Origin of the sequence: Streptomyces sp. TRM70350 (assembly GCF_019219825.1) — a bacterium.
Taxonomy (GTDB): Bacteria; Actinomycetota; Actinomycetes; order Streptomycetales; family Streptomycetaceae; genus Streptomyces.
Genome location: NZ_JAHUXH010000015.1, coordinates 150810 through 164511, shown reverse-complemented (window position 1 = coordinate 164511; position 13702 = coordinate 150810). Strand labels below are relative to the sequence as shown.

Genomic DNA, 13702 nt, shown 5'->3' with positions numbered 1-13702 from the left:
TGGCCATGGGCTGCCCGATGGTGACGGGGGTGCCGGGGTGTACGGGTGTGGCGGTGGACCAGATGGTGGTCTCGGTGGGCCCGTACAGGTTGGTCACCTCGGCCGCGGCTGCGGTCAGGTGCGCCGCGAGGTCCTCGGGCAGGGGTTCGCCGCCGGTCAGGACGCGCAGGCCGGCCAGGGCCTCGGCGTGGTCGGGGACGAGGGTGCGCCACAGGGTCGGGGTGGCCTGCATGACGGTGGCGCCGCAGGCGGTGACGGCCTCGGCGAGAGCCTGTGGGTCCAGGACGGTGTCCCGGTCCGCGAGGACGACCGTGGCGCCGGTGATCAGCGGCAGGTACAGCTCCAGGGCGGCGATGTCGAACGACACGGTGGTGACGGCGAGCATGCGGTCGCCCGGCCCGAGCGGCACCCGTTCCGTCAGGTCGGTGAGGAAGTTGGTGAGGGCCCGGTGGGGGACGACGACGCCCTTGGGGCGTCCGGTGGAGCCGGAGGTGTGCAGAACGTAGGCCGTGTGGTCGGGGGCGGGCGCGACCGGGTCCGCCTCGGGGGCGTCGGACGCGGGCTCGTCCAGGCGCAGTACGGGGATGTCCCGGGGCAGTTCGGTGGCCAGGTCCGCCGTGGTGAGCAGGCACACCGGCCGGACGTCGTCGAGGACCTGGCCGATCCGCTCGGCGGGGTGGTCCGGGTCCAGGGGCACGTAGCCCGCCCCGCTGCGCAGGACGGCCAGGAGCGCGGCCGGCAGGTCGTGGGTGCGCGGCAGCAGCAGCGCGACGTGCGTCTCGGGCCCGGCGCCGAGCGCGCTGAGCCGCCGGGCCAGCCGGGCGGAGCGCCGGTCGAGTTCGGCGTACGTCAGGGTCTCGCCGGCGGCCACCACGGCGGGGGCGTCCGGGGAGCGGCGGGCCTGGGCGGCGAACAGCTCGGGCAGGCAGGTCTCGGGCAGTGGCCGGGCGGTGTCGTTGCGGGCCACCAGCAGGTCCCACCGTTCGGCGGCGGGCAGCGGATCGACGCTGGCAGGGGTGCGGTCGAGTCCCTGGGCGAGGAGTTCGAGCAGGCCGGTCAGGCGCGCGGCGAGCGCGGCGACGGTGTCGCGGTCGTACAGGTCGGTGCGGTAGCTCAGGCGCAGCCGGAACGGGCTGCCGGGCACCACCATCAGGCACAGCGGGTAGTGGGTGGCGGCGTGTTCGCCGACCTCGGTGAGCCGGATGTCTCCCGCGGTGACCTGGAGGGTGTCGGGGTCGAGCGGGTAGTTCTCGAAGATGACCATCGTGTCGAACAGTTCGGCCGGTTCCGCCAGGCTCTGGACGGCGGCCAGCCCCAGGTGCTGATGCGGCATCAGCTCGGCGTGCTGGTCCTGCAGCCGGTGCAGCGCCGCGGACAGCGGCTCGCCGGGCGCGGTGCGCAGCCGCACCGGCAGGGCGTTGGCGAACATGCCGACCATGCGCTCGGCACCCGGCAGGTCGGCGGGCCGCCCGGAGACGATCGCCCCGAAGGTGACGTCGTCCCGGCCGGTCAGATGGCCCACGAGCAGGCCCCAGGCGCCCTGCACGAGGGTGTTGAGGGTCAGGCCGTCGGCGCGGGAGCGGGCGAGGAGCGCGGCGACCAGGTCCTCGGGCAGGTCGGTGACGAGTTCGTCAGGGGTGCCGGTCGCCCGGCCCCGGATCGGCCCGGCGACCAGGGTGCCCTCGTCGAGGCCGTCCAGGGCGGCGCGCCAGGCCGTGCGGGCGGTGTCGCCGTCCTGCCGGGCCAGCCAGGCCAGGTAGTCGCGGTAGGGCGTGGTGCCGGGCAGGGCGGAGGCGTTTGCGCCGCTGCCGTACAGCGCGAACAGTTCCTTGATCAGCAGGCCCATGGACCAGCCGTCCAGGAGCAGGTGGTGGTGGGTGAAGACCAGGCGGTGGGCGGCGGGGCCGAGCCGGAGCAGGGTGAACCGCATCAGCGGCGGGGCGGCCGGGTCGAAGCGGTCGGCGCGGTCCGCGGCGAGCAGCCGCTCGGTCTCGGCGGCGCGTTCCGCCTCGGGCAGCGCGGACAGGTCCACGTTCCGCCACGGCAGCTGTACGGCACGGGGTACGACCTGGACGGGCCGCCCCTCGCGGCGCTGGTGCCGGAAGCCGGCCCGCAGGTTGGGGTGGCGGGCCAGCAGGGCCTCGGCCGCGGCGCGCATGCGGTCGGCGTCCAGGGGGCCGGCGATGTCGAACCGGAACTGCACCACGTAGACGTCGTCGCCGACCGGGTCGTCGTACCGGGAGAGGAAGAGCAGGCCCTCCTGCAGCGGCGACAGCGGGAGCACATCCTCGATACGGGACACGGTCACAGGGTTGCCTCGCCTTCCTGGCCCAGTTCGCTTTCGAAGTCGTCGATGTCCGCCTGGCTGAGGTTCACCATCGGCAGGTCGGAGGGTGAGCGCCCGCCCGCGCCCCCGGTGGCGGTGTGCGTGACCAGGGCGCGCAGCACGGCGAACCACTCCTCGGCCAGCTCCGTGATGTCCCGTTCGGTCCACAGCGCGCCGGGCCAGGACCACAGGGCGACCAGGCGGGGTCCGTCGGGACCGTCCTGGGTGTACGCGTTCAGCTGGAGCGGCCTGCCGAACGGCAGGGCTCCGTCGACCGAGCCGCCCAGCGGCGGCGACTCGGGCGCGGGCGCCCAGTCGGCGCTGTCGGGCGGGGCGAACCGGCCGAGGTAGTTGAAGCAGATCTGGGGCCGGGCGCCTTCCGCCAGCTGCGGCGCGGTGGTGTCGTCGAGGTGACGCAGCAGACCGTGGCCGATGCCGTGCCGCGGCAGCGCGCGCAGCTGCTCCTTGACCCGTTTGACGGCCCGGCCGAGGGCCGCTCCCTGGGCTCGAAGGCCGGCGGGGCGGACCCGGCCGATGTCGAGCCGGACCGGGTGCAGGCTGGTGAACCACCCGACGGTACGGGAGAGGTCCCCGCCGGTGACGTTCTCGTCGCGGCCGTGGCTCTCGACGTCGACGACGAGGGCGGTGGACCGCGACCCGCGTGCGCGGCGCCAGGCGGTGACGGCCGCGGCCAGCGCAGTGAGCAGGATGTCGTCGATGTCCGCGTGGAAGGCGGCGGGGACCGCCGTGAGCAGCGGGCGGGTCGTCTCGGCCGGCAGCTCCAGGGTGACCAGGCGGCCGGTGGCGGCCGTGTCGCGCGCCGGGTCCGGCGGGACGGCGGTGGGCAGCGGCTCGGCCGGGCGGACGACGGAGCGCCACAGCGGGAGTTCCTCGTGCACGGCCGGGGTGCGGGCCAGTTCCGCGAGGCGGTGCGCCCAGTGCCGGAAGGACACGGGCACCGGGTCGAGCCGGACGGTGCGCCCGGCGGACAGCGCCTGCCACGCGGTCGCCAGGTCGGCCGTCAGGACGCGCCAGGAGACGCCGTCCACGGCGAGGTGGTGCGCGGTCAGCACCAGCCGGCCCGGCCGGCCGGTGCCCGCGTCGCACCACACGGCGCGCAGCACGTCACCGAGGGCGGGCCGCAGCAGCCGGTCGGCGGCCAGGCTCTCGCGGGCCACGACCTCGGCGAGCGCCGCGGGGTCCAGTCCGCCGGTGTCGACGCGGCGGATCCGGTCGGCGGCGCGGACCGAGCCGGGCGGCGGGATCTCGGGCCGCCAGCTCCCGTCCGGCCCGGTGGTCAGGCGCAGCCGGAGCATGTCGTGGTGGTCGAGGAGGCTCTGCAGGAGGGCGGTGAGCCGCGGCTCGTCCAGGTCCGCGGGGGTGCGCAGCACCACCGACTGGCTGAAGCCGTCCACGGGGCCGCCCAGTTCGCGCAGCCAGTGCATGATCGGGGTGGCCGGGAAGGGCCCGGTGCCGTCCAGGCCGGTGGGTGGGCCGTCCCCGTCCGGGACGTCCCCGGCGACGGCGGCCAGCCGGGCCACCGTGCGCTGTTCGAACACGTCCCGCGGGGAGAGCAGGAGCCCCGCCTTGCGGGCCCGGCCCGCCAGTTGCATCGACATGATGCTGTCGCCGCCCAGGGCGAAGAAGCTGTCGTCGACCCCGACGCCGGTGGCGCCGACGACCTCCTCGAAGAGCCGGACGAGCAGTTGCTCCCGCTCGTTGCGGGCCGCGCGGCCGTTGCCGCCTCCGGTGACGACGGGCGCGGGCAGGGCCTCCCGGTCGACCTTGCCGTTGGCGTTGCGCGGCAGCGTGTCGAGCACCACGCACGCGGCGGGCACCAGCGGGGCCGGCAGCCGCCCCGCCAGGTGGTCGCGGAGTGCGGCCGGGTCGGGGCGGCGGCCCGCGACGGGCACGGCGTACGCCACGAGGCGGGGTGCGCCGGGGGTGTCCTCACGGGCCGTCACGTACGCCTGCGCGACGTCGGGGTGTTCCTCCAGCACCGCCCGGGTCTCGCCGGGTTCCACCCGCTGCCCGCCGATCTTGATCTGGTCGTCGGCGCGTCCGAGGAAGTCCAGGGCACCGTCGGGGCGCAGCCGTACCAGGTCGCCGGTGCGGTACAGGCGGCCGCCGGGCGGGCCGAAGGGGTCGGCGACGAAGCGGCCCGCGGTCAGGCCGGGCCGGCGCAGGTAGCCCCGGGCCGGCATGACGCCGCCGACGTAGAGCTCGCCGGTCACGCCCGGCGGAACCGGGCGCAGCCAGGCGTCCAGCACGTACACACGGGTGTGGGGCAGCGCGGTGCCGATGGGCGCGGAGCGGGGCCAGAGGGCGGGGTCGGGGTCGAGGGTGGCGGCGGTCACCACGTGGGTCTCGGTGGGTCCGTAGAGGTTGTGCAGACGTCGGCCGGGGCACCGGCGGAAGAGGCGTTTGACGGCGTCCGTCGGTGTCAGGGCCTCACCGGCCTGGACGATGTGACGCAGGGCGGGCAGGTCGCGGTCCTGGGCGGCGGCCGCCTCGGCGAGTGCCTCCAGGACGGTGTTGGTCGTGTACAGGTGCCGGGCTTCGTCGCGTTCCAGCCAGTCCAGGAGTTCGTGCGGGTCGTGCCGGGCGGCGTCGGTGGCGACGGTGAGGACCTGGCCCTGGGTGAGGGCCGAGAGCATCTCCAGCGGAGCCGGGTCGAAGGCGATCGTGGAGAACTGCGAGACGGCCTGCCCGGCGGGGGCGGGCACCGCGTCCGCGTACCAGGCCATCAGGTTGAGCAGCGGCTCGGCGTGCATCTCGACGCCTTTGGGGCGGCCGGTGGAGCCGGAGGTGTAGAGGACGTACACGAGGTGGTCGGGGGTCAGAGGGGCGTTGCGGTCGGCGTCGGTGAGGTCGGTGTCGCAGTGGGCGGCCAGTTCCTCGGCGCACGCCGGGTCGTCGAGGACGACGGCCTCGGTGCCCTCCGGCAGTCGTTTCTCCTCGGCGGCGGTGGTGACGACGGCGACCGGGGCGGCGTCCTTCAGCAGGAAGGCGATGCGTTCGGGCGGGTAGGTGGTGTCGACGGGGACGTAGGCGGCGCCGGCCTTCAGGACCGCGAGGAAGGCGACGACCTGGTCGGCGGAGCGGGGCAGGGCGAGCGCCACCAGGGTCTCGGGGCCGACGCCGCGCGCGACGAGCAGCCGGGCCAGCCGGTTGGCGCGGGCGGCCACCTCGCGGTAGGTCAGGCGGGTGTCCGCGCAGACGACGGCGGTGGCGTCCGGGGTGCGGGCGGCCTGGCGCTCCAGCAGGACGGGCAGCGCCAGGCGCGGGTACGGTGGCGCGCTGTCGGGGATCTGTGTCACGGCCGCGCGCTCGTCGGCCGTGAGCAGGTCGAGGGCGGCGGCGGGCCGGTCCAGGTCGTCCGCCAGGGCGTGCAGCACCCGCAGCAGCCGGTCCGCGATGCCGCGTACCACCTCCGGGCGGCACCGGCCCGGCCGGTGCTCGACGCGCAGCCGCAGCCGTTCGCCGGGGATCACCACCAGGCTCAGGGGGTAGTGGGTGGCGTCGCGCACCTCCAGGCCGGCCAGGGTCACGCCGTCGGCGTGCAGGTCGAGGGCGCCGGGGTCGAGGGGGTAGTTCTCGAAGACGACGAGGGTGTCGAAGAGTTCTCCGAGTCCGGCCGCGCGTTGCACGGCGGTCAGACCCGCGTACTGATGTTCCGTCAGGCTGCCCTGCCTGTCCTGGAGTTCGCGCAGGGTCGCAGCGAGGGACCGGTCCGGGTGGGTGCGCAGCCGCACCGGCACGGTGTTGATGAACAGGCCGACCATGGAGTCGGAGCCGGGTACCTCGGGCGGCCGTCCGGAGACGACCGCGCCGAACGTGACGTCGGCGGAGTTCGTCAGGGCGCCCAGCAGCAGTCCCCAGGCGCCCTGGACGAGCGTGTTGAGGGTGAGTCCGTGGGCGCGGCCCCGGGCGGTGAGCGCGGCCGTGGTGCGCTCGTCGAGTTCCACGTACTCCTGCCGGGCGGGCTCGCCGGTGTCCTCGGTTCCGGGCGCGGCGACGGTGGTCGGCCGTTCCAGTCCTGCCAGCTCCCGGCTCCACGCCCGGGCGTCGGCGTCGGTGTCGCGGGCGGCGAGCCAGGCGAGGTGGTCGCGGAAGGAGGGCGAAGCGGGGAGGGACGCCGCGTCGCCGTCCGCGGCGTACAGGGCGAACAGGTCGGCCAGCAGCAGGGGCATGGACCAGCCGTCGAACAGCAGGTGGTGGTGGCTGAGGACCAGCCGGTGCTCCTCGGGGCCGAGGGTCACCAGGGCGCAGCGCAGCAGGGGCGGCCGAGCGGGGTCGAAGCGGCGGGTCCGGTCCGCGGCCAGCAGCCGCTCCAGCGCCTGCTTCCGGTCGGGTGGCGCGGTGCCCGTCAGGTCGTGTTCGCTCCACGGCACCTCGGCATGCCGGGGTATCACCTGCACCGCCCGCTTCATGCCGTCCTGCCAGAAGCCCGCCCGCAGGTTGGGGTGGCGGCGCAGCAGGGCGTCGACAGCGGTGTGCAGCCGCGCGGGATCCGGCCGGCCGCGCAGGTCGAGGACGAACTGGACGACGTAGACGTCGGCGGCGCGCTCGTCGTACACGGCGTGGAAGAGCAGCCCGTCCTGAAGGGGCGTCAACGGCAGCACGTCCGTCAGTCCCGTCCGCGTCACAGCGTCTCCTCGCTCGGGTTCCGTCCGGCGCGCGCCGGGCCCTGGGGAATGGATCAGCAGCATCGTCACAAATGGCCCTGACTGTGCACTGACGGACGCCTGACAAGATGGCCACCGCATGAGGAGGGTGCCTGCGAATTCCTCTTCTTCCCCGATTTCCCTCCTTTCGTGCCGACCGGCTTCTGCTAGGCTCCCGACGCATCGGCCCACCTGCCGGCATGCTCCCGTGAGCGTGTTAGAAAGCGGCTTCGACGGACCACCTCCCGGCATCCCATCAGGAATTCCAGAACTCCGTGCGGGCCGCGCCGGGAACCGGACACGATGGGTGACGACGATGCTCAGTCCAGCGCAGATCACCGACTACCGCTCCACCGGATTCCTGCTCACCGACAGCGGGATCGGCTCCAGGGACCTGGAACGCGTACGCGAGGAGGTCGCCCGCCTCGAGGGGGTGGAACACCCCGGGCGCGTGCTGGAGAAGGACGGCACGACCGTGCGCGGCCTCCACGGCTGTCACCAGGTGAGCGAGTTGTTCGGCCGGCTCGTGCGGCTGCCGCGGATCCTCGATGCGGCACGGCAGCTCGTCGGCGGGGACGTGTACGTCCACCAGGTGAAGGTCAACGCCAAGCGGGCTCTGCACGGCGATGTGTGGCCCTGGCACCAGGACTACGTCTTCTGGCAGCACAAGGACGGGATGCGGCGGCCGCTGGCGGTCAACGCGGCGATTTTTCTGGACGAGATCACCGAATTCAACGGGCCGCTTCTCCTCATACCCGGATCGCACCGGAAACGGGTTCCGCAGAACCTGCCGGGAAACGGCGGAGAAACGGCCGCGGACAATCCGGGAACGGCCTCCGGGAACACCGACCGAGAACACCGCTCGGGCGCCTCCGGAAAACAGGACTGGCTGTCCAACCTGTCGGCCGACCTGGATTTCCGGCTGCGCGCCGAACAATTGACATCGCTGGTGGCGGAAAGCCATATCACGTCCGCCACGGGGCCGGCCGGGGCCCTGCTCTTCTTCGACCCGCGCATCGTGCACGGCTCGGGCACCAACATGTCGCCCTTCGACCGCAGGGTCGCGCTGTTCACCTACAACAGCGTCACCAACCCGCTCTCCGATGTCGCCTCGCCCCGGCCGGAGTTCCTCGCGGCCCGGGACTACCGGCCGCTGAGTCCGCTGTCCGGGGCGCTGTGATGGGGGCGGGCACCGCCGCGGCCACGGCTTCCACCGCCGTCTGGCGGCCCGGTGCCGACGGCCCGCTGCACGATCCGGCCCCGCTGCTGCCCGACCCTGCGCCGGTGCGGGTCCTCGGCACGTCGGCGGCCGGCACGGCCGATCCCGAGTGGGCCCGCGCCCTGTACGAACAACTCGTCGTCGGACGGCGGTTCAACGAACAGGGCACGGCGCTCGCCCGGCAGGGGCGCCTCGCCGTCTATCCCTCCTCCACCGGTCAGGAGGCCTGCCAGGTCGCCGCCGTGGCCGCCCTGCGGGAAACGGACTGGCTGTTCCCCACCTACCGGGACACGCTCGCGGTGTTCCTGCGCGGGCACGGGGCGGGCGAGACGCTGGCGCTGCTGCACGGCGCCGCGCACAGCGGCTACGACCCGCGCGCCCGGCGGACGGCGCCGCTGTGCACCCCGCTGGCCACCCACCTGCCGCACGCCGTCGGGCTCGCGCACGCGGCCCGGCTGCGCGGCGACGACGTCGTCGCGCTCGCCCTCGCCGGCGACGGCGCGACCAGCGAGGGCGACTTCCACGAGGCCCTCACCTTCGCCGGGGTGCTGCGGGCGCCGGTGGTGTTCCTCGTGCAGAACAACGGCTTCGCCATCTCCGTACCGCTGGCCCGGCAGAACGCTGCACCCACCCTGGCGCACAAGGCGGTGGGCTATGGGCTGCAGGGGCGGCTGGTCGAGGGCAACGACGTCCTGGCGACGCACCAGGTGGTCGCGGAGGCCGTCGCCCGGGCGCGGTCGGGCCGGGGACCGGTGCTCGTGGAGGCCATCACCTACCGGATCGACCCGCACACCAACGCCGACGACCCACGCCGCTACCGCACGGACGAGGAGGTGGCCGTCTGGAAGGAGCACGATCCGGTGACCCTGATGGAGGACCACCTCAAGGCCGAGGGGCTCCTCGACGACACCACGGTGCACGAGGCCACGGCCGCAGCCGACCGCGTGGCCGCGGAGCAGCGCGCCGCCTTCGCCGACCCGCCCCCGCCATCCCCGCGCCACCTCTTCACGCACGTCTACGCGCGACCCACCCCACACCTGCGCGAACAGGCCGCCACACAGGCGGCATGGCGGCGTTCGACCGCCGCCACGGGATCGGAGGAGGCCACGTGACGGCACTCGACGAGACGACAGCCACGGCCGGCACCGGCACGACCGGGACGACGGCCGCGCCGGTGGACGGCGGGGCGGCGGCCGGGGCGACGATGGTGCAGGCGCTCAACCAGGCGCTGAGGGACGCGATGCGCGAGGACGACACCGTGTACGTCCTCGGCGAGGACGTCGGCTCCCTCGGCGGGGTCTTCCGCGTCACGGACGGCCTGGCCGCCGAGTTCGGGCCGGACCGCTGCGCGGACACCCCGCTGGCCGAGGCGGGCATCCTCGGCACGGCCGTGGGCATGGCGATGTACGGCCTGCGCCCCGTCGTGGAGATGCAGTTCGACGCCTTCGCGCACCCCGCGTTCGAGCAACTGGTCGGCCACGTCGCCAAGATGCGCAACCGCACCTCCGGACGGCTCCCGCTGCCCCTGGTGGTGCGGATCCCGTACGGCGGAGGGGTGGGCGGCGTCGAGCACCACAGCGACTCCTCGGAGGCCTACTATGCCCACACACCCGGACTGCACGTGGCCACTCCCGCCACGGTGGCCGACGCCTACGGTCTGCTGCGCGCCGCCATCGCCGGTGACGACCCCGTGGTGCTGCTGGAGCCCAAACGGCTGTACTGGGCCCGGGAACCGTGGTCCCCGGACGAGCCTGCCACGGTCCCCCCGCCGGGCCGCGCGGTGCTGCGACGCCCCGGCCGTTCCGCCGTGCTGATCACTTACGGGCCGTGCGTTCCGGTGTGCCTGGAGGCGGCGCGGGCGGCGGCGGACCGGGGCCTCGACCTCGCCGTGCTGGACCTGCGGACGCTGGTGCCGCTGGACGACGACGCCCTGTGCGACGCGGTGCGCGCGACCGGGCGGGCGGTGGTGGTGCACGAGTCGAGCGGTTTCGCCGGCGTCGGCGCGGAGCTCGCCGCCCGGCTCACCGAGCGATGCTTCTACCACCTGGAGGCGCCGGTGCTGCGGGTCACGGGACTGGACGTCCCGTACCCACCGCCGCTGTTGGAGCACCATCACCTGCCGGACGTCGACCGGATCCTGGACGCGGTCGAACAGCTCCACTGGGAGGACTGAGCGGGGTTCGCGGAACGGGCGGGCCGGGGTACTGGGCGCGCGGTCCAACCGCGACATACGGACGCGCGAGCCCCCGTCCACGTACGGGAGAACCCGGCGGGCCCCGGCGCGACAACCCGCCGTCGTCAGGCGCGGCTTGGGTCTCTCGCGGCGGCACTCGCCGCCCGCTCCCCACACCCGCCTGCCCCTTTGCCGCCGCGTCAGCCCGGCCGCTACACTCGTGTGCATGATCTTCTGACCGGGCAGGCGAGTTCCCCAGCACACACAGCCAATCGCCCCTTCCCGCATGCCGTCGCCGTCGGACCGTGCGACCGCGGGTTCCGGGACGCCTTCGACGCGTCCCGTCTGGAGATCTCCGTATGCCTTCTCAGCTCACTCTTTCCGGCGTGTCCAAGGGTTACGCCGACCACCCCGTCCTGGAGAACGTCTCGTTCAGCGTCCGCCCCGGCGACATCGTCGGCGTCGTGGGCGAGAACGGCGCGGGCAAGAGCACCCTGCTGCGGCTGATGGCGGGCGTGGAGCAGCCCGACGAGGGGGAGGTCGTCGTCGACGCCGAGGCGGGCGTGGGTCTGCTCGGCCAGACCGTCGGCCTGCCCCCGCACTACACCGTGCAGGACGCCGTGGACCGGACCCTGTCGGACCTGCGGGAACTGGAGCGGGCCATCCGCGACGCCGAGTCCCGGATGGCCACCGCGACCCCCGCGGAACTGGACGCCTACGGCGAGCTCGTGACCCGTTTCGAGTCCCGCGGCGGATACCAGGCCGACGCCCGTGTCCGGGCCATGCTGGACGAACTCGGCCTCGGTCACATCCCGTTCGACCGGCCCATCGGCGCCCTGTCGGGCGGGGAGCAGAGCCGGCTGGTCCTCGCCTGCCTGCTTGCCACCGAACCGGGACTGCTGCTGCTCGACGAACCCAGCAACCACCTCGACGAACCGGCCATGAACTGGCTGGAGAACAAGCTGCGGACGTTCCCCGGCACCGTCGTCGCCGTCTCCCACGACCGGGTCTTCCTGAACAACGTCACCGACATCATCCTGGAAGTGGACGGCGACCGGCGGACGGTCAACCGCTACGGCAACGGCTACGCCGGCTTCCTCGCCGAGAAGGCGGCGGCACGCAGGCGCTGGGAGGAGGAGTACCGGACCTGGCTGGACGACATGGAGTTCCAGCGGGTCCGCAGCGTCACCACCGCCCACCGGGTGGGATACGCCAACCGCTTCCACTCCAACAAGCTCCAGTACTTCAACCACGGCCTGCGCGCGGAACGGCAGGTCGGCAGCCGGGTCCGCAACGCCCTGGAGCGGCTGCGACGGCTGGAGGCCAACCCGGTGCCCCGGCCGCCGGACCCGCTGCGGTTCGCCGCGGGCCTGTCCCACACCGGCACGGAGGTCGACGGTCCGCCGGCCGAACTGACGGACGTGGTGGTGGAGGGTCGGCTGCGGGTCGAGCAGCTGACGGTCGGCAGCGGCCGCCGGCTGCTGGTGCAGGGGCCCAACGGCGCCGGCAAGACCACTCTGCTGAACGTCATCGCGGGTGTGCGGCCACCGGACTCCGGCACGGTCGTACGCCGCGGACGCATCGGCTACCTGCCGCAGGAGGTCACCGTGCGCAGGCCCGAGCAGCCGCTGCTGGCCGCGTTCACCGAGGGCCGGGTGGGCACCGAGGACGAGCACCGGGAGCGGCTGGCGTCGCTCGGGCTGTTCCAGCCGGAGACCTTCCACGTCCCGGTGGGCCGGCTGTCGGTGGGACAGCAGCGGCGGCTGGCCCTGGCCCGGCTGGTGGTGGAACCGGCGGACCTGCTGCTGCTCGACGAGCCCACCAACCACCTGGCGCTCACCCTGGTCGAGGAACTGGAGCAGGCCCTGGCGCTCTACCCCGGCGCCGTCGTGATCGTCTCGCACGACCGGCGGCTGCGGTCCCGCTTCGCCGGCGAGCGCGTCGAGGTACGTGACGGCAGGCTGCTCACCGAGGCGTCGACACCCTCGGGGTGACCGGGCTCCTCTTGTAGCGGTGCGCCGCCCCGGCCCCTCCCCCGCGTGTGGGCGGGAGGGCCGGGCGGGCGTCGCCGTCGTGCCCCGCGTGACGCGGGCTACCAAGTCACGGGGATCTCCGAGAACCCGCTGAGCATGGAGCCGGGGCTCGACCAGCGCAGTTCTCCGACGTCGGCGGCCAGCTCGAGCCGGGGGAAGCGGCGCAGCAACGCACCGATGGCGACCTGGAGTTCCAGCCGGGCGAGGGCGGCCCCGAGACAGAAGTGGATGCCGTGGCCCAGCGCGGTGTGCTGGTTGTCCGGGCGGTCCAGCAGCAGGCCCTTGGGATCCTCGAAGCGCCGTGGATCCCAGTTCGCGGCCTGTGTCGACGCCAGGACGGCACTGTGCGCCGGAATGCGGGTGTCGCCGATCGTCACCTCCTCCAGGGTGACGCGGAACAGGGCGCCGTCCCCGGCCGGGGCGTAGCGCATGAGCTCCTCCACCCCGGAGGGCAGCAGCTCGGGCCGCTCCCGCAGCTGCGCCAGCCGGCCGGGGAAGCGCAGCAGCGTCAGCACGCTGGAACCGAGCTGGTTGGACGCCGGTTCGTACCCGGCGAGCAGCAGGATGAGGGAGAGCGAGCGTACGTCCCTGTCGGTCAGGTCGTCCTCCCGGTCGGCGGTGGCGACCAGGGCGCTGAGCAGGTCGGCGCCGGGTTCCTTCCGTTTGGCGACGATGAGGCCGTCGAGATAGTCCTGGAGGGCATCGCGGGCGGCCGACCAGTCCTCCATCGAGTAGCCGGTGAGCGACACCATGGTGTCGGCCCAGCCACGGAAGCGGGTCACGTCGTCCATCGGCACGCCGAGCAGCTCGCAGATGACGGTGATCGGGAACGGCACCGCCAGGGACTCCACGATGTCGGCCGGCGGCCCCTCGTCCTCCATGGCCTGCAGCAGTTCGTCGACGATCTCCTCCAGCCGGGGACGCATCCGCTCGACGCGGCGCGAGGTGAAGTCCCGTGAGACCAGCCGCCGCAGCCGGGTGTGCACGGGCGGGTCCGTCGTCATCACGCTCTCGAAGGTCATCTCGGTCAGGCGCGGGGCTCCCGGCAGGTTCTGCCGGACGCTGAAGCGGGGGTCCGAGAGGACGAAGCGGACGTCCTCGTACCGGGTGACCAGGTATCCCGGGTCCCCCGTCGCCATGGTGATCTTTGCGACCCGTTCCGTCTCACGCAGTTCCTCGTACAGGGGCGGGATCTCGGTCGGGGCCGTGCGGTCGAAGGGGTAGGGGTGACGCGTCTCGCTGGCGACCATGTCTCTCCATGTCCGTGCGGGATGGCTTCCGGTT

Annotated in this window: 7 protein-coding genes; 4 read left to right on the top strand and 3 right to left on the bottom strand. The window is 73.7% G+C overall.

The window, feature by feature from the left end; genetic code table 11:
- Together KWI83_RS22870 and KWI83_RS22865 are read right to left on the bottom strand one after the other, a co-directional pair.
- A partial coding sequence (locus tag KWI83_RS22870) for a condensation domain-containing protein (protein WP_218516245.1) occupies positions 1 to 2302 on the bottom strand: 2302 nt, incomplete at its 3' end.
- A 2-nt stretch (positions 2303 to 2304) separates the two neighbouring features.
- Entirely contained in the window at positions 2305 to 6975 is a 4671-nt protein-coding gene (locus KWI83_RS22865) for a non-ribosomal peptide synthetase (protein ID WP_218516244.1), read from the bottom strand.
- Between the two features lie 334 nt (positions 6976 to 7309).
- Here KWI83_RS22865 and KWI83_RS22860 point away from each other — a divergent pair, with 334 nt between their 5' ends.
- From KWI83_RS22860 to KWI83_RS22845, 4 genes are all read left to right on the top strand, one after another.
- On the top strand, positions 7310 to 8173 hold the full coding sequence (locus KWI83_RS22860) for a phytanoyl-CoA dioxygenase family protein (protein WP_218516243.1): 864 nt from the start codon (positions 7310 to 7312) through the stop codon (positions 8171 to 8173).
- Positions 8173 to 9324: a thiamine pyrophosphate-dependent enzyme gene (locus KWI83_RS22855; protein ID WP_218516242.1), complete on the top strand. Its 1152-nt coding sequence runs from the start codon at positions 8173 to 8175 to the stop codon at positions 9322 to 9324. The genes KWI83_RS22860 and KWI83_RS22855 overlap by 1 nt, the downstream gene beginning before the upstream one ends.
- Before the next feature lie 92 nt (positions 9325 to 9416).
- Positions 9417 to 10385, top strand: a complete 969-nt coding sequence (locus KWI83_RS22850; protein ID WP_256362681.1) for an alpha-ketoacid dehydrogenase subunit beta — start codon at positions 9417 to 9419, stop codon at positions 10383 to 10385.
- 359 nt (positions 10386 to 10744) lie between these two features.
- A complete protein-coding gene (locus KWI83_RS22845) occupies positions 10745 to 12379 on the top strand; it encodes an ABC-F family ATP-binding cassette domain-containing protein (RefSeq protein WP_218516240.1) in 1635 nt (544 codons plus the stop codon).
- Between the two features lie 98 nt (positions 12380 to 12477).
- Here the strand turns inward: KWI83_RS22845 and KWI83_RS22840 are convergent, their stop codons facing one another.
- Positions 12478 to 13668 carry a cytochrome P450 gene (locus KWI83_RS22840; protein WP_218516239.1) on the bottom strand — a complete coding sequence of 397 codons (1191 nt, stop codon included), beginning with the start codon at positions 13666 to 13668 and terminating at the stop codon, positions 12478 to 12480.
- Between the last annotated feature and the right edge of the window lie 34 nt (positions 13669 to 13702).